The following is a 22,234-nucleotide window of genomic DNA, read 5'->3' on the forward strand; positions in this document are numbered from 1 at the left end:
ATGCCGCGTTATGTAAGCTTTTCGGTTAGTACCTCGCCAATTCACTTTATAATTTTGATTCTATCGGCGATCGCAGTACTGACAATTAGCTAAACCATAACTCTTAAAAGTGGCTTATTTTTTGGCGTTGAATTTGGAAGTCATCTACACGAAACTGACTGCAAATTAGCAATTGCTAATCTAAATTGACTAGCAATTCCAACTCAACGGAAGTTAGAAACAAATTTCAGCTCTAATATTTCTTTCCAGGTTTGAGTTTCTACGTTCTGACGATTCGATCGCGATCGGAACGTGCTGAAAATCCTATCACCCAAACAGCAATGACCGACAACCACATTCGCTCATCTCCTTCTATCGACTCAGAAACCACATTCCATCCAGACACTGGTAGCGCCGAATCAGCATCGTCTCTCGATCCTAGCTATAAGTATTACAACTCCAAAGATTCCAGCAACATCGCAGCCAAGCCGGGAGATAACAATACTAGTACTCAGATGCTTGTGTTGCCCTCAGTTGCAGATGCGATCGCGCAGATGCTAGCAGACTTAGGCTTCAAATATGCCTTTGGAGTTGCTGGAGGTGCAATGGCAACCATTTGGGGTGCTTTGTCTAATAGCAGCATCCAGGTGATTCACTGCCGTCACGAAGGAGGAGCGGCTTTTGCAGCTGTAGAAGCATGTTTTGCTAGCGATCGCCCCGTTGTTGTCTTTACCACTGCCGGACCGGGACTAACGAACTCGCTAACGGGATTGCTAGCAGGGCGGGGAGAAGGAGCAAAAGTTATATTAATCTCAGCTTGTACCTCTGCCGCACAGCGCGGACGCTGGGCAATACAAGAAACTAGCACCTACACCATGCCACAAGCGGGAATTTTTACCCCAGGAGTGCTGTTCGACTACGCGATTACACTTGAGTGTGCCGAGCAATTACCGCAAATTTCCCGCCAACTTGCCCTCGGACTGTCACAATCTGGCGGTTTTGTCGCTCATTTGAGTATTCCGACAGGCGTACAAACTAGCAGTCTGAGCATACCATTGCCTCAGTTAGACCTTTCCCACGCTCTCATAACCCCCAGTGAGGAAACGATCGCCCATTGCGTGCAACTTTTAACCGAAGCACCTTTTGCGATCTGGGTGGGTTTTGGCGCGAGAAATGCTGCTGAAGAGATTTATCAGCTAGCCGAACGTACCGGAGCCGCAGTGATGTGTTCTCCCCGTGGGAAAGGGATCTTTCTCGAAGACCATCCACAGTTTGTTGGCGTTACAGGCTTAGGTGGTCACACCTCAGTTCTGAAGTACATGCAAGAATCTCCACCATTGCGAACTTTAGTACTGGGAACGCGATTAGGAGAACCCACTTCATTTTGGAATCCGACGATGGTTCCTGCGAGAGGATTTATTCATGTAGACATCGATCCAGTAGTTCCAGGAGTTGCTTATCCAGCAGCTGAAACAGTACCAGTCCAAGCTGATATCGGTGCATTTTTGCGATCGCTGCTCAAGTACTTAGACAAGACGCAAAGCTTTGCAACTCTGAAAAGTCGCGCAAATAGAACGCTACCCCACCCGGAACCAGAAACAATTACCGCTGCAACTAGCGATTTAATTAGACCTGAAGTCTTGATGGCAGCAATTCAAAAGGTGATGGTTGAAGGTAGCAATGCGGCAATCGCGGCTGAGTCTGGGAATTCGTTTACTTGGGCAACGCACATGTTGCGAATTGACAAACCAAATCGCTATCGAGTCAGCACCGGAGTTGGTTCGATGGGACATATGGTCGCAGGTGTGATTGGTATAGCCTTGGGACGTAAGAGTAAAGCCGTTGCCATCACTGGAGACGGTTCAATGCTGATGAATAACGAGTTGAACACTGCCGTCAAGTATCAAATTCCTGCTATCTGGATCGTGCTGAATGACGGACGGTACAATATGTGCGAACAGGGGATGAAGATGTTGAAACTGCAAGGTGCAGATGCAACGATTCCCCAAGTCGATTTTGTGGCGATCGCCCGCGGGATGAGAGCTGATGGCATTCGCATCGAAAAAGAGTCTGAGCTTGAAGCAGCATTACAATGCGCGATCGATTCTCCTCTTCCTTTTGTCGTCGATGTCATCATCGACCCTTCGCGACTCGCACCTTCCGGCGGACGTAACAAGAGCCTGCAAGCGCAAGGGGTTAAATCAACTGCTAAAGAACAAGTTTCATTCCCCATGATTAGCGAATAGTGAATAGTGAGTGGCTAGTGGCTAGTAGCTAGTTAATTGCGACTTGCGACTTGCAACTTGAATTGTCCCCAGCCCCTAATTTGAGGATAGATGCGTGAAGCTGTTTGAGACCGTTAAAGAAATGGGACACGAGCAAGTCCTGTTTTTTCAAGATAAAGAACTGAATTTTAAAGCCATAATTGCTCTCCACGACACGAGTTTGGGACGAGCGATGGGCGCAACTCGGCTATTTCCTTATGCTAGTGAAGAAGATGCTTTACAAGATGTTCTGCGTCTGAGTCGCGGTATGACCTATAAGGCTGCTTGTGCCAATATTCCAGTAGGTGGTGGCAAGGCAGTAATTATTGCCAATCCCGACCAGAAGACAGACAAAATGCTCAGGGCGTATGGGCGTTTTGTCGATAGTCTTCAAGGACGTTTTATTACAGGTCAAGATGTGAATATTTGTCCTGAAGACGTGCAGGAGATGCGGCGCGAAACTAGATATGTTGTTGGATTAACGGGAAAAGCTGGTGGTCCAGCTCCAGCAACAGCTTTAGGAGTGTTTTTAGGAATTCAAGCTGCTGTTTTCTTTCAGTTCAACAAACAAGATTTGAACGGACTGCGAGTTGCCGTTCAAGGATTAGGAAATGTTGGCGGAAAACTGTGTGATTATTTACATCGGCGTGGGGTAAAACTTTTTGTCACGGATCTAAATCACAATAGAGCAGAGGAAATTAAGCAACTCTATGGGGCAAAAGTTGTAGAACCTGAAGACATATATTCACTCGACGTTGATATTTTTGCTCCTTGTGCAATGGGAGCAATTCTTAATAGCGAGACAATTCCCTTAATCCAAGCTTCTATTATTGCAGGCTGTGCTAATAATCAACTGCAAGATGAGAACATTCACAGCGCAATGCTGAAATCAAAAGGAATTATTTACTGTCCCGATTATGTAATTAATTCTGGCGGCTTAATTAATGTTTACCACGAACTTACATTTTCAGATGAGGCAAGTTACTTAAAACAAATTCATAGCATCTACGATACTTTGCTAGAAATTTTCACCAAGTCAAAAGCAGAAAATATCACAACTCAAGATGCTTCTAAGCGTCTTGCAGAAGAACGGATATTAAAAGCAAGAAAACTTGCGATCGCGGCGTAAATCAGTTCTCAGTGTAAAGACGTTACATGTAACGTCTTTATAAAGTTATCAGTATCTACATGCTACTGACAAATGACAAATAACCAATTAGTAATTCTCAATTCGGATGGAAAAAAATACGTTTGCTACGTCAGCTTATATTGCGACTTCACCAGAGATAGCTTTTGACTATCTTTGTAGTTTAAAGAATCTGGATGAATGGACTCTTTTTAGCCGGATGATCGAACAGATCGATGAGAATACCTGGCGAGGAACTGCTTCTGGCTATCAACGAGATCTTTTCTACCACGTTAGAAAGATTGAAAATCCGCTTTTTTTCGGTATAGAATGGCACTGTGGCTTTGAGTACCAAAAATACTTTCAAGTGTATCCTGTTCTATTATTTCCACCCGAATATGTAGAGCCAGGAACAGATGAGAAAGGAGTTTATTTTCACTGGTTGAGTTTTGTCGATCCAGCGCGCCGAACTCCAATGATTATGGAGGGAATTCATACAGTTCATACATCTGAATGTCGATCGCTCAAGGCAATTTTGGAACGCAATGCTGGCGAGACTCAAGCAGCTCAAGGACGTTACAAAATTGATACTGATACGATTTACATTGACGCGCCGCTTGATACTGCGATCGCCTACTTACGAGATTTACGTAATTTAGATGAATGGGCGCATCTACTCCGAGCGGATGGTGAAGTCAGTAGCGAATCTGGTGAATTCTTAGATGAATATAACCAGAAAGTAAAAGTTACATTTCGCACCCACGATCTCAAGAATTACTACCTTGTAGAACAGGATTATTTTTATCCTGAATACAATTTTATTCAGCGCAGTCCTGTGATTCTGATTCCTTGTGCCTATGCCTTTGGTAACTCAGAAGCCCGTGGATGTATCCAACATCGCATTAGTTTCTGGGAAGTCGGCAAAGCTCCGCGTCACGGTAAATTAAAAGTAGAGGACTTTGGCGCTGAAAGTATGAATATTAAGCGTTTTCTAGAAGCTAAAGCTGGTAATTTTGACACCTTTGCCAGAGGGATGAGCTATCTTTTACCTTCTGCTTAGAAGAATACGAGAAGGCGCGATCGCGTTTTGTTTTTAAATTGAGGAAAAGGGATTCGGTGTCTTCATCAGGGGCATTAAAATTTTTCACTTCATTTACTAATTAGTTGCCAAAAGTATGAAGCTCAAACAACTTACGATTGCACTTATAACTGTTTCTATTGCCCTTGTTTTTGGACCGCAAGCCGCCAGAGCTGCGTCATTAACAACACTCGCTGATGGACTCAACAATGCACGGGGTCTTAGTTTTGACTCTGACGGTAATGCCTACATAGGCGAGACAGGATTAGGGGGTGATGGTGTGTGTCAACCGTCTCCTAGTACCCAATTTGAGCTAATTTGTGAGGGGAACACTGGTTCAGTCACAAAAGTTACGCCTGACGGAACGCAAAGTCGCGTTATCGACGGGACTGAATCTTTAGCCTTACAACAAACCAAAGAGCAAGGTGCAGGTCCGCAAGAACTCAATTTTGATTCTAGTGGTAATGCTTATCTGCTGACCGGTTTTGCTGGTAATCCAGCCAACCGAGATGCAGAATTAAATGCTCTTTCTACTAACATCCAGTTCCCTTCTCAGCAACAGCAGGCTGCACCTCCAGTTGCGCCCGACCAAGTGTTAGGCACGACTACTTTGGGAAAATTGTACAAAACAGATCTAAACACGGGTAGTTTAACAGAGGTTGCCGATTTGTCGAAAGCCGAACTTACAAGTAATCCCGACGGCGGCGATGTAATTAGCAATCCCTATGATTTTGTGATTAAAGATAATACTGCGTATATCGGTGATGGGGGTGCTAACGTTATTTGGAACGTGAATCTTGATAGCGGCGAGACTAAAGCAACTAAAATTCCTGGGCAAACCTTAGAAAATCCAGAATTTCCCCCAAATGTATCTATTCCAGGTGCGGGGCAAGAGCAACCTCCAGCCGGACAGCAAGGACAAGATGCGATTCCTGGCGTACCAGCCGAGCAAGAGGCATCTGGACCACCAGCAGGGCAAATACCAAGCCAGGTAGATATTCAATCGGTAGTTACAGGTGTAGATATCGGTCCTGATGGAGCCGTATATGCTGGCGAACTCACGGGCTTTCCATATCCCGAAGGTAAAGCAAAAGTTTGGCGGATCGGGGAGAACGGTGAGCCAGAAGTTTTTGCTGATGGTTTTACGCAAATTACCGATATCAAATTCGATCGAGACGGTAATTTACTGGTGTTGCAATTTGCTGATGAAGCCCAGTGGAAAGGTGGTGGTCAGAGCTTACAAGATCTACCAGGGTCTCTAATCAAACTTGCTCCTGATGGTACGCGCACGACTCTTGTAGCTGCGGGTGAAGGACTCGCCTCGGCTGCGGGTCTGAATATTGGTCCTGATGGTGAGATCTATGTCGTTAACAATGGGGTTGGACCAGGTACGGGGGAACTCGTACGAGTTGATGGTGTCGGGTCTGCGGCAGCCGTTCCCGAACCTTCATCTATTTTGGGCTTAGTCGTATTTGGCGCGATAGGTAGCGGTGCTTGGCTAAAGCGCAAGCGCAACCAGCAGCTACTAAGTGAAGTAAAGTTCGCTAGTGACTTGGATGATTAGGGCAACATTGTTAATAGTTATTGGTGTCTTCATCAGGGGTATTGAAAATTCTCATTCCACTTATCACTTGGTTGCCAAAAGTATGAAACTCAAACAGATTACGATTACATTTATAACTGTTTGTATTGCCACTATCTTTGGACCGCAAGCAGCACGAGCTGTATCGCTAACACCAATTGCTGATGGTCTTAATCAACCACGCGGAATTGACTTTGGTTCTGATGGTAGTATCTATGTGGGAGAGACAGGTTCTGGCGGAGATGGAAATTGTCAAGGCTCGCCTAGTACGCAAGGTGAACTAATATGTGCTGGGAATACTGGCTCAGTCACCAAAATTGCACCGGATGGTCAGCAAGAGCGTCTTTTTGAGAATTTTGAATCTCTAGCGTTACAGCCAACTGGCAATCAGGGAGCTGGTCCTCAAGAACTAAGTTTTGACTCAAGCGGTGATGCTTATCTTCTGACTGGGTATGCTGGTTTCCCAGGCAACCGCGATCCAGAATTAAATGCCCTTTCAACTAATATTCCACTTTCACCAGAGCAAGGTCCTTTTGCTCCAGTTCCAGCAGATCGATTGTTAAATACTCCTGACTTAGGACAATTGTACAAAGCTGACTTGAACACCCAACAGTTGACACCTATTTTCGATTTTGCCAAATACGAACTTCTCAATAACCCAGATGGGGGAGATGTAGTTAGCAATCCCTACGATATGACAATTAGTGGTAATACTGCTTATGTTGCTGATGGCGGCGCAAACGTCTTGTATACTGTGAAACTCGACGGTAGCGATACCAAAGCAATTCCAATACCCAGGCAAACCATAGAGAACCCAGAATTTCCACCCGCTCCACCAGGACAGGAGCCGTTTCGACTACCAGGACAAACCGAGACGGAGGCAGAGGTTCAAGCAGTACCGACAGGTGTTACCATTGGACCCGATGGTGCTGCATATCTTGGCGAATACACGGGTTATCCTTATGCAGAAGGTGGAGCAAGAGTTTACCGCCTTAACGACAAGGGCGAACTAGAAGTTTATGCTGATGGGTTTAACGCAATTACCGACATCAAGTTCGATAAAGACGGCAATTTGTTAGTCTTACAATTCACCGATGAAGCTGAGTGGAAGGGTAAAGACATAACTCAACTACCAGGCTCTCTCATCAAAGTAGCGCCTGATGGGACTCGCACAGTTCTGGTGAGTGCGGGTGAAGGGTTGGAGTCGGCTACTGGTCTCGCAGTTGGTTCTGACGGTCAAATTTATGTCACAAACAAAGGCGTTGGTCCAGGAAACGGGGAAGTTTTTCGCGTTGATGGTACTGGTGTTACAGCAGAAGCCGTTCCCGAACCTTCTTCTATTTTGGGCTTGCTCTTGTTTGGTGTTATAGGCGGTGGTACGTGGTTCAATCGCAAACAGCAACAAGATCGAGAAGCGATCGCACCAGAACTAGAACAAACCTTATCTCAGTCCGCAATTTATACCACATAATCATACATTTGCTCGGCAAGAGGAGTCAGACAGATGAGTTTATTTAGAAATTTCTCGATCGCGATCGCTACTGCTGGATGTGTCATCGCCACCACAACCCAAGCTAACGCTTCCATTACCTTAGAATATGAGGGTGATATCGGTAGACCAGCCAACTTTGCCGCAGGAGAAACTCCATTCACTCCAGGTACGCTTGCCATTCCCCAAGGCGTAGCAGTACAGGAAGAAACAGGAAATGTTTTCGTAGCTAATGACGTAACCGATCAAATCCAAGTTTTCGATTCCCAAGGTAATTATCTTCAAGGCATTGGCGGTACGGGTAGCGGACCTGGGCAATCTGACGGACAATCAGCGATCGCCTTTGAACCAAATACTGGGAATTTGTATGCGGGTGATGTTAACAACAACCGGATTAACGTCTTCGATCCGCAAGGCAACTATGTCAATTCCATTGCTCAAGGTCAATTTAGCGGACTTATTGAAGGCAGACCTTTCTTTGGACCATCGGGCATTGTATTCGATAATAAAGGCAATGGATACGTGGGTGATTATAGTAGCGATCGCATCTTGAAATTTAATTCATCAAGTGGCGAGGTTACTGGTTCTATTGGCAGCAGTGGAACTACACCTGGACAATTTCAAGGACCGTCAGGCATAGCAGTCAGGTCTGATGGAAATTTAGTTGTGACCGATCAGTTCAACAACCGCATTCAAGTCGTTAGCCCAGAAGGTGACGCGCTGCTTACTTTTGGCAAAGAAGGCACTGGAGAGGGAGAATTCAATCAGCCAATCGATGTTGAAGTGGACGAGAAAGATAATCTCTACGTGACGGATTCTATCAATAGTCGCGTTCAAGTATTCGATAAAAATGGTAACTTTCTAAGTGCATTTGGCGAACCTGCCCGCGATGCAAATGGCAATGTCGTACCACCTTTATCGTTAGGCGCACCCTCTCCCTATGGCGATCCCTTAGATCTCGAACCTGGTAAGTTTAACTGGACGGCAGGTTCGGACTTGAAAGATGGCAAGCTTTATGTTGGCGACTTTTTCCAAGGTCGCGTCCAAGTGTTAGATGTTGTAGATAGCTCCTCATCATCTGCTGAAGTTCCCGAACCTTCTGCATTTTTGGGTGTAGCTGTTTTAGGTGCTGGCGTTGCTGCGGTCAAGTTGAAAAAGGTAATGGGTAATGGGTGATGGGGAATTGGTAATGGCAATTATCAGCCATTAACAATTACTAATTAATATCAAATTCATCTGAACAATCGTATTGTCGCGGTGTTAGGGCGGGTTTGACGAGATCTTGAAATAAAAGTAGAGATTGTTGGTGAACCCGCCCCTACAAATACCGATCGCCAATGACCAATTACCAACTACCAACTACCAATGACTACAACACAAGTTAGCATCACTGATTTAATTCATAGTTGGTTGGAGCGGAATGTCGATCGCGCGGGTTTGAATTGGTTGGAGGAAAAGCGATCGCAAATTGCTCAAGGAGCGGCTGTAAAAGTATTTTTTACAGCTTTTAGTGCTACGCCGCGCTATACGGGCAAAAACAGCTTGCAGTTAACGCCATCTGACTTGCAAGCAGCTGCGATCGCCCGAAAAGGTTGGTTTCCGATCGATTGGAGTGTAGAGCGAGCTGCGCGGATACTCCTAGTCCTAGCTCTACCACAGCATGACGAGTCACAATACTTGCAAACGTTAGAGCAAGTCTTTACTGCTGCTGATATAGGGGAGTTAGTCGCACTCTACCAAGCTCTACCATTGCTATCTTACCCAGAGCGATTGAAAGCGCGGGCGGCTGAGGGAGTACGCAGCAACATGACTGATGTATTTAATGCTGTAGCCTTACAAAATCCATATCCAGCCGAGTATTTTGACAATCTTGCTTGGAATCAAATGATATTGAAAGCATTATTTGTTGGTAGTCCACTGCATTTAATTCAAGGACTCGATCGCCGTGCCAATCCAGAACTAGCCAAGATGTTAGTCGATTATGCCAGCGAACGCCAAGCCGCTAACCGCTCGGTATCTCCCGAATTGTGGGAATTAGTGAAAAAGTCAAAAGTCAAAAGCTAAAAGTCAAAACTAATATCTAATGACCAATGAGCAACAACAAAAGAGTATAAATTATGAATAATTCCGAATTCCGAATTCCGAATTCCGAATTCTATATAGATCCTCACATCCACATGACCGCTCGCACTACATACGATTACATAATTATGCGGGAGTCAGGGATTGTGGCGACGATTGAACCTGCCTTTTGGTTGGGACAACCTCGCACCCACGTTGGCACGTTTCAGGATTATTTTAATAGTTTGGTAGGGTGGGAAAGATTTCGCGCGAGTCAGTTTGGCATTCAACATTACTGCACGATCGGCATCAATCCGAAAGAGGCTAATAACGAAGCTCTAGCCGAGGCAGTGATGGAGTTGTTACCACTGTACGTTTGCAAAGAAGGTGTGGTAGCAATTGGCGAAATTGGTTATGACGACCAAACCCCAGCCGAAGACAAATACTTTCGCCTGCAATTAGAACTAGCGAAAGAACTAGATATGCTGGTGTTAATTCATACGCCCCATCGCAACAAAAAAGCAGGAACGAGCCGTAGTATGGATGCTTGCGTCGAGCATGGCTTAGATCCAGCACGGGTCATTATTGACCATAACAATGAAGAGACAGTACGGGAAGTTTTAGATCGGGGATTCTGGGCAGCTTTTACCATTTACCCGCAAACCAAAATGGGGAATGCACGTATGGTGGAAATTGTCAAGCAATACGGTTGCGATCGCATTATTGTCGATAGCAGTGCTGACTGGGGCATTAGCGATCCGCTTGCCGTGCCCAAAACTGCCCAACTGATGCGAGAACGGGGAATTCCAGAGACTTACGTTCGAGCAGTTTGCTACGAAAATGCCCTAGCTGCATATAGCCAAAGCGGACAAATACAAGAAACAGACTGGCTGGCTTCAGATGCGATCGATCAGCGACACATGTTTAACGGTAACTCAGTGCTACGCGGACAAGAACCAACCGTGAGATCGAGCAGAGAATGCATTTTGATCGAGTAAACAGTTATCAGTTATTAGTTATCAGGTGTGGGTAATTGGTAATTGCTAATTGTTGGTTGTCTCTCACCTGCGCACCTGCTCCCTTGTCTCGCTTGTCCCTTTCTTACCCTCACCCCTCGCCCCTCACTCCTCACCCCTTATGAGTGCCACAAGTTTAAATTCCTATCGCCTTTGGGCATATCTTCAGTTGATGCGTCCAGCTAATATTGTCACTGCTTGGGCAGATATTCTGGCTGGATTTGCGATTTCTGGCTTTATGGTGATTCAAGCTGGAACTTTAGAATTGGAGGCACTCGGATGGTTGCTGTTAGCGACTACGGGTTTGTATGGTGGTGGAGTCGTGTTTAATGATGTTTTTGATGCCGAACTAGATAATAAAGAGCGACCCGAAAGACCTATCCCTAGTGGGAGAGCATCGCGTCAAAGCGCGGCTACACTAGCTAGCGTGCTGTTACTTGTTGGTATAGTCGCGGCTGCTCAAGTCTCTTTTCTAAGTGCAATTTTGGCTATTTGCATTGCAGTTGGGGCAGTCGTGTATGACAGTTTAGGCAAACATCAGGCTCTAGTAGGGGCGCTGAATATGGGTTTGTGTCGTGGTGGCAATCTCCTCCTCGGTATGAGTGCCGTGCCTGCAATAGTTGGTGAATATTGGTTTTTAGCACTTATTCCGATTTTTTACATTGCTGCAATTACTAGCCTCAGCCAGGGTGAAGTGCATGGAGCTAAAGGTAATACTCCGACGATCGCGCTTTTACTAATTATTACAGTCATTACCGCACTATTCGGATTAGAGCTGCTGCCCAATTATCACATCCTCACAGCATTACCCGCGATCGCTCTATTTACAGGCTACTTATTACCACCCGTTATTCAAGCTGTAAGCCAACCCACCCCAGAACAGATCCGTAATGCCGTGCGATCGGGCATACTATCGCTCGTCATTCTCGATGCAACAATTGCCACTGGTTTCGCCAGTTTGCCTTATGGCTTATTCGTTTTGTGTCTTTTACCTATTTCGATCGCACTCGCACAAATATTTGCTGTGACATGAAGTCGGTCAGTGTAGAGACGTTACATGTAACGTCTCTACAAAGTTATCAATTAACAGTCAATCAATAACAAATGACCAATGACTAATGACCAATGACAAATTTTAATAGATCTCGAAAAATAACGATTATTGGTGGAAGGGGTAGAATGGGTCAGTTTTTTACCCATCAGCTGTCTACAGCCGGACATCAAGTCAGTAGTTTGGGAAACCAGGACTGGGATCGAGCCAGTCAACTGCTGGGTGAAGCAGAACTTGTCATAGTTAGCGTTCCCATCGAACGGACAGTAGCTGTTATCGAACGTGCAGCCAAGTATCTGTCGCCAACTACAGCTTTAGCTGACATTACAAGTATCAAAGCTCAACCCGTACAGGCAATGCTGGCGAGTCATGCCGGAGCCGTGATGGGATTGCATCCGATGTTTGGTCCTAGCGTTAAATCGTTTGCTGGACAAAAAGTCGTTATTTGTTCTGGGCGAAACGACGAAATATTTCAGTGGTTATTAGATTTTATTGCCGATCGCGGTGGCGAATTAATTAGCTGCACACCTGAAGAACACGATCGCATTATGGTAACGATCCAAGCAACGCGACACTTTTCTCGATTTTGTTGCGGTGCGTTCTTGTCAGCAGAAAATACCGATATCGATCGAAGCTTATTAATGTCAACTCCTAGTTATCGGCAAGAAATTGAGATTGTTAATCGCTTATTCGCGCAAAATCCAGCTTTATGCGTAGATATTATGCTAGCCACAGAAGAAAGATGTGAAGCGATCGCGAGATTAGCACAAACCTACAGCCGTTTAGCAGAACTTATTCTTCAAAAAGACCGTTCGGCATTAATCCGAGAATTTGAAATTGCCCAAAGCTTTTTGACTCAAGAAAATCTGGCTTCCACCAAACAGAAAGAATACGCGATCGCGGCTACTCAGTTGTAGAGACGTTACATGTAAAGTCTCTACAAAGCAATCGATTAATTTCGACTTACGACTTACAAATTACCAATTGCCCATTACCCCTATGCTTATTGATATTTTTCATGATTTTGCTTGCCCTTGGTGCTGGATTGGCAAAAAACACTTGTTTGATGCGATCGCTCAATGGCATGGTGAAGCTGTTCGCATCCGCTGGCATCCATTCTTATTAGATAACTCCATTCCGCCAGAAGGATATGAGTTTCGTAGCTTTATGCAGGCAAGAAAAGGAATCGAAGCAGTAGCACTACAGCAAATGTTCGATCGCACTCGTCAAGTAGGTGAGAGAGCAGGAGTTAAGCTAGATTTTAATCAGATATCTTTGGCTGTTAACACAACTCTTGCTCATCAATTAGTTGCTTTAACACCCGAAGATCTCAAAACAACTTTAGTTGAAGCAATTTATCAAGCTTATTTTGAACGTAACCTCAATCTTGGCGATCGAGAAACTTTGATTTCTATAGGCGATTCTGTTGGCGTAAATACAAATAAGCTGCGTAATTTTTTAGGCAGTCATGCGTTAGTTAACTCAGTTATTGCTGAGTCAACATTTGCGCGGCTAAATGGAATTACCAGCGTGCCATTATTCATCTTTAACAACAAAGTCAGAGTTGACGGTTCTCACTCAGTCGAAGTATTCAAACAAGCCATGACTCGCGCTGCATTAATGGAAAAAAGTAATTTGTCGGAAGTTGTAGGGGCGCACAGCTGTGCGCCCGTACGGGAGTCGGGAGTCGGGAGTCGGTGAAGATATCGCTCGGGAGCAACTACCAATGACCAATGACTAATTACTAATTACTAATTACTAATTCCCCACGCACCACGCACTACGCACTACACCTCACTCCTCACATGATTCTCGAAATTCAGCGTCAGACTAATTACAGTCTGCAACCAATTCATCAACGTGTATCTGTTACCTTTCGCTATCAAGTGCATTTCACTAAAGGATTGTTTCAATTAGATAATCCGTTGTTAGCACGGGTGATGACAGCTAGTGAAAATAGTCCTAAACAAGCAATTGCGATCGTCGATGCGGGATTAGTATCTCAGCATCAAGATCTGATTGCCCAACTATCTACTTATGCTCGGCGATATAACCATGCATTCCAGCTAGCTGCTGTGAAAGTCGTTGCTGGTGGAGAAGCTACCAAAAACGATCCCCAGGCAATTGAACAAATTCAACAGCTAATTCACCAAACTGGCTTATGCCGTCACTCTTATGTATTGGCAATCGGTGGTGGTGCTGTATTGGATATGGCAGGATATGCAGCCGCAACCGCTCACCGAGGCGTTCGTCTCATCCGAGTCCCGACAACCGTATTAGCTCAAAACGATTCTGGTGTAGGGGTTAAAAATGGGATTAATGCCTTTGGCAAGAAAAACTTTCTCGGCACGTTTGCGCCTCCCTATGCTGTTTTAAATGACTGCGACTTTCTCTACAGCTTGGACGATCGCGATTGGCGATCGGGGATTGCCGAAGCAATCAAGGTTGCTTTAATCAAAGACGCAAGCTTCTTTGACGCGATCGCTAGCTCTGTTCCTGCGTTGGTGCGGCGAGACATGGATGCCATGCAACAACTAATTTATCGTTGCGCTCAGTTGCATCTAGAACATATAGCTAACAGTGGCGATCCATTTGAAATGGGTTCGTCCCGTCCTCTAGATTTCGGTCATTGGGCTGCGCACAAACTAGAGCAATTGACTGACTACAGCTTGCGCCACGGGGAAGCAGTCGCGATCGGCATCGCATTGGACAGCACCTATTCTTATCTACTAGGGCTACTTTCGCGCGGTGAGTGGCAACAGATACTCGATCTTCTGGAGGCGCTAGGCTTTGCCTTATACGTCCCCCAAATGAGACAAGACTGCTTATTTCAGGGACTCACCGAGTTTCGAGAGCATTTGGGCGGCGAGTTAACTCTGATGTTACTACAAGCGCTTGGACAGGGAATTGAAGTTCACGAAGTCGATCCGCTGTTGTACGGGGAAGCGATCGCAATTTTAGCTGACAGAAGTAGGGAGTAGGGAGCAGGGAGACAAGGGAGAGGGGGGAGACAAGGGAGACAAGGGAGACAAGGGAGACAAGGGAGACAAGGGAGCAACCAATTACCAACTAACCCCATGTGCGACTTTTTTATAGCCCCCTTTTTAAGGGGGTTGGGGGATCGGAAAACTATGGTATTTGCGAAGAGATCCCCCCTAGCCCCCCTTGGAAAGGGGGGAACAAGAGTAAAGTTCCACATCGCGTAACTACCAATTACCACTAATGAAAATCGATCGTAATTTACATTTAACCTACTGTACTAACATTCATCCTGGTGAGGGGTGGAACCAAGTTTTTGCTAACCTCCAGCAGTACATTCCCGCATTGAAGCAACGGCTGGCTCCTGAAAAACCATTTGGGATTGGGTTGCGTTTGGCAGATGTGGCGGCTAGGGAACTATTAGTAGAAAATAATCTAATTGAATTACGCTCGTGGCTGCGCGATCGCAATTTATATGTTTTTACCTTGAATGGCTTTCCCTATGGCGGGTTTCATCATCAAGTGGTGAAAGATCGGGTTTATGCTCCCGATTGGTCTATGTTAGAGCGGTTGAATTACACGTTGCGACTGACAAGAATTCTGGCGGAGTTGTTGCCAGATGGGATAGATGGTGGTATTTCCACATTACCACTATCGTATAAACCCTGGTTTGAAGAAAATTCAACGACTCGCGCATTTGTTTACAGGATTGCCAGCATTCACATTGCGCAAGTTGTTGCAGAAATGGTGCGTGTTCGTGCCGAAACGGGTAAATTGTTGCATCTAGATTTAGAACCAGAACCGGATGGATTAGTTGAAAATTCTGCCGAAGTGATTAATTATTTCCAGACACAACTTTTGCCCGTAGGGGGAAGATATTTAGCAAAGCAATTAGGCACTTCTTTAGCCGCAGCCGAAACACACTTACTAGAACACGTCAGAATTTGTTACGACACTTGCCATTTTGCCGTGGAATATGAAGAACCTGCGACTGTATTTCAAAGATTTCGTGCCGCAGGAATTCAAATTGGGAAGATTCAACTCAGTTCTGCTTTACAGCTAATCGTTCCCGAACCAGCTGCACAGCGTCGTCAGGTTGTAGAAAAGTTGCGTCCGTTTGCGGAATCGACCTATCTCCATCAAGCGATCGCCCGCGATCGCAATGGTAAACTTTATCGATATTCCGATTTAGTCACTGCCTTACCCGATTTAGAGCAAATACCAGCTTGCGAGTTGCGGATTCACTTTCACGTCCCGATTTTTATTCGCGACTATCAATTTTTGCAGTCTACCCAAGACCACATTAAAACCGTACTCGAACTATTGCAACGCGATCGCATTTGCAGCTGTTTAGAAATTGAAACCTACACCTGGGATGTTCTTCCAGAAGATATGAAACTAGATTTAGTCAGCTCAATTCAACGCGAATATGAATCAGTTGTCAGTTATCAGTTAACAGTTATTAGTTAACAATTATTGGTTATCAGTGGTAGTTGGTAGTTGCTCATAGTTTCCTCGGCTCCCTTGTCCCCCTTTGCCCCCTAATCCCCACTCCCTCCGGTCGCGGGGTCCCCGAGTTCCCCCTTGTCCTTTTTAGTTTCCACTCTCCTCTAATCATGCTAAAACTCTACGGTGGCGTTCTTAGCCGTGCTTCAATCGTGCAATGGTATTTAGAAGAATTGCAGATTCCCTATGAATACATACAGTTAGATATGCAGGCTCAAGACCACAAACAGCCTGAATTTCTGAATATCAATCCGATGGGAAGATTACCAGCGATCGCAGATGAAGATTTTCAATTATGGGAATCTGGCGCGATATTACTGTATCTTGCCGAAAAGTATGGCGAACCTATAACTTTTGAACGGCGATCGCTCTTAAATCAATGGATTTTATTCGGTAATTCTACACTTTCGTCGGCAATTTTTGTTAAAGAAAATCTCCACGAAGTCCCAGAATTATTAACAGCGATTAATCAAATTCTTCAACAACAACCTTTTTTAACAGGCGATCGTTTTACTATAGCAGATGTAGCAGTGGGTGCGCTCTTGGCTTATATTCCTATTATGATGCGAATGGATGTCAGCGCTTATCCAGATGTGGTAAACGATATCAAGCAAACAATGTCCAAGGTAGATTTAAATTTATATCCTGCTGTTTTGGAATACGTGCAAAGGTTAACTGCAAGAGCGGCATTTCAAAAAAGTATCGCGTCGCGACATAAAGCTAAATGCTAATGAAAAAAACTGTTGTACTCAACGTTGTCGGTTTAACACCCAACCTTTTAGGACAGCATACGCCGTTTTTGTCCAACTGGGCGGCGCGAGGGCGAGTCGTTCCTGTTAAATCGATGTTACCTGCGGTTACTTGTTCGGTACAGGCGACTTATTTAACAGGGAAATATCCTAACGAACATGGCATTGTCGGTAATGGTTGGTATTTTCGGGACGAGGGCGAAATCAAGTTTTGGCGACAGTCTAACAAATTAATTCAGGCTCCCAAAATTTGGGAAGTGGCGCGTTCGTACGATCCTACATTTACCTGCGCGAATTTGTTCTGGTGGTACAATATGTACTCCACGGTCGATTATGCCGTTACCCCACGACCGATGTATCCTGCTGATGGTCGAAAAATTCCCGATATTTACACCCAGCCAGCTAACTTGCGATCGCAACTTCAAACTGAATTAGGTCAATTTCCCTTATTTAATTTTTGGGGTCCTAACACTTCGATAGCGTCTACCCAATGGATTGCTAATTCAGCAAAATGGGTGGAGGATCGCTATAGCCCCACATTATCGCTGGTTTATTTGCCTCATTTAGATTATTGCTTGCAAAAGTACGGCGCTGATGCAAGTTTGGTGGCAAAAGATTTACAAGAAATTGATACCGTTTGTCGCGATTTGATTCAATTCTATGAAGCGCGCAACACTCAAGTTATAGTTGTGTCCGAGTACGGGATTACATCCGTGTCTCAACCCGTTCACTTAAATCGAATCCTGCGGGAAAATGGTTTATTAGCAGTACGAGAAGAATTAGGGCGGGAATTACTGGATGCTGGTGCAAGTATAGCCTTTGCGGTTGCCGACCATCAAATTGCCCATGTTTATGTTAACGATCCAGCCTACATCCCCAAGGTACGCGACATACTAGAAGCAACGGAGGGTGTCGAGCGAGTTTTAGATGAGGCAGATAAATCAGCTTACCATCTCGATCATCCGCGCTCGGGGGAACTCATTGCGATCGCCAACTCGAAGGCTTGGTTTACTTATTATTACTGGCTGGACGACAGCTGCGCTCCCGATTTTGCTAAGACAGTGGACATTCACCGCAAACCCGGTTACGATCCCGTCGAACTGTTTCTCGATCCTCAGCTCAAGTTTCCCCGAGCGAAATTAGGCTTAACTCTGCTCAAAAAGCAGTTAGGTTTCCGCTACCTCATGAATGTTATTCCTCTAGATGGATCGCTTGTCGGTGGTTGTCATGGTATGCATACAGGGTTGAGTGAAGGTCCACTTTTGATTACACAAAAACCTGACTTGCTAGAAGATCGCGAAGTACTCGAACCAACAGAAGTTTTTTGGTCAATACTTCAGCATCTTGAAGAAGTCGTAAGTCGTAAGTCGTAAGTCGTAAGTTAGAATTAACTGATAACTGTTCCCCGTTCCCTGATAACTGATAACTGATAACTGATAACTGATAAAGGTTTTTGTAATGGGAAAAAGGGCTGGGCGATCGCTCAAAGCATCTACTATCGGTATTAGTCGCGCTAACCAATCACTGCTCAATTTTGAGTCTAAACTTTCTCTTGCTGATGAATTGGAAATCTCTCGCGCTACGGTACAAAAATTTTTCGTTGGTAAACCGATTGGACGGGAAAACTTTCACAAAATTTGTCAGAAGTTACAATTACCTTGGCAAGCGATCGCGGAAATACCAGATGATGAATTTAGTTTAGAGGAGTTGATTGTTACCTCAAAAGATGATGTTGAGACGCTTGTAAAAGATGTTAGGCAAAAAACACGCACCTATATTGAATCGAAGTGCGGTATCGTGCGCATCCTGAATATGTCTCAGCCTACTAAATTAAATGATGTTTTTACTAACGTAAATGTTTTAGAGAAGATTGGTAGAAACCAACGCTTAAGCATCAACGATTTACTAAGTGTTCGTCTCGATTGCCACTCGAAACGCTCGCATTTTTATCCCGATATTTCCCAGCTAATTCCAGGCATAAAAGCGATTGAAAAATATCCCAAACTGATGATTTTGGGCAACCCTGGCTCTGGCAAAACCACCTTTTTAAAATATATCGCAATTCAGTGTATTCAAGGACGATTATTTGAGGATCTGATCCCAGTTTTTATTAGCTTAAAAGTTTTTACCGAATTAGAACATCACCCAACGCTATTAGAGTGGATTTCAACAATTTTTGATAATTATGGAGTCGAACCAAATGCTGCTAAAGATCTGCTAGTACAAGGTAGAATGCTAGTTTTATTAGATGGACTTGACGAAGTTAGAGATATAGATAGCGAAAGAGTTTTAATTGCAATTAATAGCTTTTACAATCAGTTCGACCGTAATCGCTTTATAATTACTTGTCGGACAGCAGCTCAAGAGTTTACTATTGAAGAATTTGTAGAAGTAGAGTTGGGAGACTTTAACGATAATAATATTGCTGAATTTGCTAGCAAATGGTTTGCTCAAAAACCAGATAAAATACCCAAGTTCTTACAGACACTAAGGTGTAATGCGTCGATTCGAGAATTGGCAAATAATCCCTTACTACTTACTTTATTATGCTCGATCTTTGAAGAAACTAATCTTCCTGCTAGTCGATTAGAAATTTATCGAGAAGGGGTAGATCTTCTTTTAAGAAAGTGGGATGCTAAACGCAACATTGAACGGAAACAAATTTATCAAAACTTATCAACGCAACATAAAGAAGAATTACTCAGTCACATCGCATTTACTTCTTTTGTCAAAGGTGAATACTTTTTAAAACAGCAAGAACTAGAGCAGTATATTATTAACTATGTAGAATCCGTCTTGCAGGGAGAAAAAATAGATTTGTGCGATAGTACAGCAATACTCCAGTCGATTGAAGCCCAACATGGACTATTGGTAGAACGAGCGCGAGGAATTTATTCATTTTCTCATTTAACTTTTCAAGAGTACTTTACAGCTAGAAAAATTGCTCAGTCTCCGCCTCAAACATTAAATTTAACGTTAGAACGACTGAGCGATCGCCTAGTTACAGATAAAAGATGGCGAGAGGTTGCTTTATTAACTGTAGGAATGCTAAAAAATGCTGATTATTTCCTATTGATGATGAAGCAAAAAACTGATAATTTAATATTAGAACCCAGCTTGCAAAGATTTTTACAGTGGGTGAATTGCAAAGCCGCTGCATCTGTTAATAGCAAATCTGCTACAGTTAAAGCTTTTTATTACGATTTAGCGCTCGCTCATATCTTATCTCTTTTTGGTAGTACTTTTGAGATTTCTAGAACTTTAGAAGTTAACTTTAATCGCACTCTTGAACCTAGTCTTGCTCTCGATCTTGCTCTCGATCGCACTCTGCTTTTGCCTGAATCTATACATCGCGTTTCCGATCCAGAACGCATGATTGAAAGAGTATTAAACCGGGCAATATTTCGCGCTCGTAATAGCGAACCAGAGCTAGCACGAGAGTTGCAAAAAATGAAACAGCAGTTATCCAACTTAGGTCGAAACAAACAACAGTTTCAGCAGTGGTGGCAAGTTAATGGTAAAGCTTGGACGGAGCATTTAAAACAACGAATCCGGTTAAAACGCAATATTGGGCATAATTGGCAGTTCAGCCAGCAACAGAAACAAATATTGAAACAATATTATGATGCTAATTTATTATTGGCAAAATGTTTAACTACTAGTTTATTTGTGAGTCGTGAAGTTCGAGAAAAAATCGAGCATACGCTGTTATTACCATTAATTGAAACTAGTGATTAGGACATTGAGTCAAGGTACTTTTGCAGCTTCGCGCCAACTCAGGGTTTGTATAATTGATTACCAAACATAGAATTGAGCGATCGCGATCGCTATACGATTTGGAGTATATAACTACCATCTCATCAATTATATTGGTAAATAGTAAACAAAAAATAGATTTGATTCTAGCGTAATTTAATATACTTAAAAATATTGCGAATCTCACCCTTTCGATAGAAGTGAGCTTGTAGGAAAACTATATAGCCTACTGAATATGTGCGATCGCAAATAGCAAATAGAAATATGATAGAAGGGCGTGAGAGGTAGCTACTAAGGTGAGACTGGTTAACCAAACTGCTTTTCTAGTGATGCTGAATCAATTAATTTAGCGATTGTTACGAGCAGCAAAAATGTTTCAAAGATTTTGAGATATTTCATATCGAATTCTACAGAAAATGGAAATTAAAAGGAGCTATCGATCGTAATGTTTGATTACCTAATTGTGGGAGCGGGTTTCGCAGGTAGCGTCTTAGCAGAACGACTGGCGAGTCAGTTAGGCAAAAAAATTCTGATAATTGATACGCGATCGCATATAGGTGGCAATGCTTACGATTGCTTCAATGAGGATGGTATTCTGATTCACAAATACGGTCCCCACATTTTCCACACAAACTCTCGGGACGTTTTCGAGTACCTCTCGCAATTTACTCAGTGGCGGTCTTACGAACACCGCGTACTGGCTAGCGTAGACGGTCAATTAGTCCCGATTCCAATTAACCTCGATACGGTAAATCGGCTGTATGGATTGAGTCTCACTTCTTTTGAGCTGGAAAATTTCTTTGCCTCGGTAGCAGAACCCAAAGAATACATTCGCACTTCTGAAGATGTTGTCGTGAATAAGGTCGGTCGAGAACTCTACGAAAAGTTCTTCCGCAACTACACGCGCAAGCAATGGGATATGGACCCATCTGAACTGGATAAGTCGGTGACTTCCCGGGTGGCGACGCGCACGAACCGCGATAATCGGTATTTTACAGATACTTATCAAGCCATGCCACTACACGGCTTTACCCGCATGTTTGAGAAGATGCTATCTCATCCCAATATTAAGGTGATGCTGAACACTGACTACAGAGAAATTCTGGATGTCATACCGTTTAGCAAGATGATCTATACAGGTCCCATTGACTTGTTCTTTAACTATCGCTACGGCAAGTTACCATACCGTTCTTTGGAATTCAAGCACGAAACTATCAATACGCCCGTGCATCAGCCAGTTGCCGTCGTGAACTACCCTAACGAACACCTGTATACTCGCGTTACAGAGTTCAAGTACCTCACCGGGCAAGAACATTTAAAAACAGGTATCGTTTACGAGTTTCCTCGCGCCCAGGGCGATCCTTACTACCCCGTACCGCGACCGGAAAATACCGAACTTTACAAAAAATACAAGGCGTTAGCCGATGCAACACCAGAAGTACATTTTGTAGGACGGCTAGCAACTTATAAGTACTACAACATGGATCAAGTAGTGGCTCAAGCGCTGATGGTCTACAAGAAAATCGTAGAAGCTGGCGACGATACGTCAGAAAAAGCGAATCGAGAATTAGCGCGCGTTTAGAACGGCGTGTGGGGGA

General features: G+C 44.1%; 17 protein-coding genes. All 17 read left to right on the plus strand.

The annotated features are described in order from the left end of the window. Positions 1–320: 320 nt before the first annotated feature. The 17 genes from scyA (at position 321) to glf (ending at position 22,218) form a co-directional block, all read left to right on the plus strand. Positions 321–2,225, plus strand: a complete 1,905-nt coding sequence (gene scyA / locus DSM107010_RS08980) for a scytonemin biosynthesis protein ScyA (protein ID WP_106169478.1) — start codon at positions 321–323, stop codon at positions 2,223–2,225. A gap of 94 nt (positions 2,226–2,319) precedes the next feature. After that, a complete protein-coding gene (gene scyB, locus DSM107010_RS08985; RefSeq protein ID WP_015155131.1) occupies positions 2,320–3,372 on the plus strand; it encodes a tryptophan dehydrogenase ScyB in 1,053 nt (350 codons plus the stop codon). Between the two features lie 106 nt (positions 3,373–3,478). Continuing rightward, positions 3,479–4,429 (plus strand): scytonemin biosynthesis cyclase/decarboxylase ScyC, encoded by a 951-nt coding sequence (gene scyC, locus DSM107010_RS08990; RefSeq protein WP_106169476.1) that lies wholly within the window; start codon positions 3,479–3,481, stop codon positions 4,427–4,429. A gap of 115 nt (positions 4,430–4,544) precedes the next feature. Next, on the plus strand, positions 4,545–6,011 hold the full coding sequence (locus DSM107010_RS08995) for a ScyD/ScyE family protein (protein WP_127022796.1): 1,467 nt from the start codon (positions 4,545–4,547) through the stop codon (positions 6,009–6,011). A gap of 82 nt (positions 6,012–6,093) precedes the next feature. Next, the gene (locus DSM107010_RS09000; protein WP_127022798.1) at positions 6,094–7,500 is read left to right on the plus strand and encodes a ScyD/ScyE family protein; all 1,407 of its coding nucleotides are present in this window, start codon (positions 6,094–6,096) and stop codon (positions 7,498–7,500) included. Between the two features lie 33 nt (positions 7,501–7,533). Continuing rightward, positions 7,534–8,694 (plus strand): scytonemin biosynthesis PEP-CTERM protein ScyF, encoded by a 1,161-nt coding sequence (gene scyF, locus DSM107010_RS09005; RefSeq protein WP_015155134.1) that lies wholly within the window; start codon positions 7,534–7,536, stop codon positions 8,692–8,694. Between the two features lie 189 nt (positions 8,695–8,883). Continuing rightward, positions 8,884–9,582 (plus strand): EboA family metabolite traffic protein, encoded by a 699-nt coding sequence (locus tag DSM107010_RS09010; RefSeq protein WP_106167511.1) that lies wholly within the window; start codon positions 8,884–8,886, stop codon positions 9,580–9,582. 53 nt (positions 9,583–9,635) lie between these two features. Next, positions 9,636–10,577 (plus strand): TatD family hydrolase, encoded by a 942-nt coding sequence (locus DSM107010_RS09015; RefSeq protein ID WP_106167512.1) that lies wholly within the window; start codon positions 9,636–9,638, stop codon positions 10,575–10,577. Between the two features lie 139 nt (positions 10,578–10,716). Further along, a complete protein-coding gene (gene eboC, locus DSM107010_RS09020) occupies positions 10,717–11,628 on the plus strand; it encodes a UbiA-like protein EboC (RefSeq protein WP_106167513.1) in 912 nt (303 codons plus the stop codon). Positions 11,629–11,720: 92 nt separating this feature from the next. Next, positions 11,721–12,563, plus strand: a complete 843-nt coding sequence (gene tyrA, locus DSM107010_RS09025) for a bifunctional chorismate mutase/prephenate dehydrogenase (RefSeq protein ID WP_106167514.1) — start codon at positions 11,721–11,723, stop codon at positions 12,561–12,563. An 82-nt stretch (positions 12,564–12,645) separates the two neighbouring features. Next, a complete protein-coding gene (locus DSM107010_RS09030) occupies positions 12,646–13,347 on the plus strand; it encodes a DsbA family oxidoreductase (protein ID WP_106167515.1) in 702 nt (233 codons plus the stop codon). 104 nt (positions 13,348–13,451) lie between these two features. Next, entirely contained in the window at positions 13,452–14,627 is a 1,176-nt protein-coding gene (locus tag DSM107010_RS09035; protein ID WP_106167516.1) for a 3-dehydroquinate synthase, read from the plus strand. A 241-nt stretch (positions 14,628–14,868) separates the two neighbouring features. Then, complete coding sequence (gene eboE, locus DSM107010_RS09040; protein WP_106167517.1) at positions 14,869–16,095, plus strand: metabolite traffic protein EboE; 1,227 nt, start codon at positions 14,869–14,871, stop codon at positions 16,093–16,095. 146 nt (positions 16,096–16,241) lie between these two features. Further along, complete coding sequence (locus DSM107010_RS09045) at positions 16,242–16,862, plus strand: glutathione S-transferase family protein (RefSeq protein ID WP_106167518.1); 621 nt, start codon at positions 16,242–16,244, stop codon at positions 16,860–16,862. Next, positions 16,862–18,253: an alkaline phosphatase family protein gene (locus DSM107010_RS09050; RefSeq protein WP_106167519.1), complete on the plus strand. Its 1,392-nt coding sequence runs from the start codon at positions 16,862–16,864 to the stop codon at positions 18,251–18,253. The genes DSM107010_RS09045 and DSM107010_RS09050 overlap by 1 nt, the downstream gene beginning before the upstream one ends. Positions 18,254–18,338: 85 nt before the next feature. Next, on the plus strand, positions 18,339–20,618 hold the full coding sequence (locus tag DSM107010_RS09055; RefSeq protein WP_127022801.1) for an NACHT domain-containing protein: 2,280 nt from the start codon (positions 18,339–18,341) through the stop codon (positions 20,616–20,618). Positions 20,619–21,081: 463 nt separating this feature from the next. Further along, complete coding sequence (glf, locus tag DSM107010_RS09060; protein WP_015155145.1) at positions 21,082–22,218, plus strand: UDP-galactopyranose mutase; 1,137 nt, start codon at positions 21,082–21,084, stop codon at positions 22,216–22,218. The last annotated feature ends 16 nt before the right edge of the window (positions 22,219–22,234 follow it).

This window comes from Chroococcidiopsis cubana SAG 39.79 (assembly GCF_003991895.1).
Lineage (GTDB): Bacteria > Cyanobacteriota > Cyanobacteriia > Cyanobacteriales > Chroococcidiopsidaceae > Chroococcidiopsis > Chroococcidiopsis thermalis.

Bases quoted from the DNA above. Each gene is read 5' to 3' on its own strand.
- DSM107010_RS09010 (WP_106167511.1), top strand. From the start codon at position 8,884: ATGACTACAACACAAGTTAGCATCACTGATTTAATTCATAGTTGGTTG.
- DSM107010_RS09055 (WP_127022801.1), top strand. From the start codon at position 18,339: ATGGGAAAAAGGGCTGGGCGATCGCTCAAAGCATCTACTATCGGTATT.
- eboC (WP_106167513.1), top strand. From the start codon at position 10,717: ATGAGTGCCACAAGTTTAAATTCCTATCGCCTTTGGGCATATCTTCAG.
- scyA (WP_106169478.1), top strand. From the start codon at position 321: ATGACCGACAACCACATTCGCTCATCTCCTTCTATCGACTCAGAAACC.
- glf (WP_015155145.1), top strand. From the start codon at position 21,082: ATGTTTGATTACCTAATTGTGGGAGCGGGTTTCGCAGGTAGCGTCTTA.
- tyrA (WP_106167514.1), top strand. From the start codon at position 11,721: ATGACAAATTTTAATAGATCTCGAAAAATAACGATTATTGGTGGAAGG.
- scyC (WP_106169476.1), top strand. From the start codon at position 3,479: ATGGAAAAAAATACGTTTGCTACGTCAGCTTATATTGCGACTTCACCA.
- DSM107010_RS08995 (WP_127022796.1), top strand. From the start codon at position 4,545: ATGAAGCTCAAACAACTTACGATTGCACTTATAACTGTTTCTATTGCC.
- DSM107010_RS09050 (WP_106167519.1), top strand. From the start codon at position 16,862: ATGAAAAAAACTGTTGTACTCAACGTTGTCGGTTTAACACCCAACCTT.
- DSM107010_RS09045 (WP_106167518.1), top strand. From the start codon at position 16,242: ATGCTAAAACTCTACGGTGGCGTTCTTAGCCGTGCTTCAATCGTGCAA.
- DSM107010_RS09000 (WP_127022798.1), top strand. From the start codon at position 6,094: ATGAAACTCAAACAGATTACGATTACATTTATAACTGTTTGTATTGCC.
- eboE (WP_106167517.1), top strand. From the start codon at position 14,869: ATGAAAATCGATCGTAATTTACATTTAACCTACTGTACTAACATTCAT.
- scyF (WP_015155134.1), top strand. From the start codon at position 7,534: ATGAGTTTATTTAGAAATTTCTCGATCGCGATCGCTACTGCTGGATGT.
- DSM107010_RS09015 (WP_106167512.1), top strand. From the start codon at position 9,636: ATGAATAATTCCGAATTCCGAATTCCGAATTCCGAATTCTATATAGAT.
- DSM107010_RS09035 (WP_106167516.1), top strand. From the start codon at position 13,452: ATGATTCTCGAAATTCAGCGTCAGACTAATTACAGTCTGCAACCAATT.
- DSM107010_RS09030 (WP_106167515.1), top strand. From the start codon at position 12,646: ATGCTTATTGATATTTTTCATGATTTTGCTTGCCCTTGGTGCTGGATT.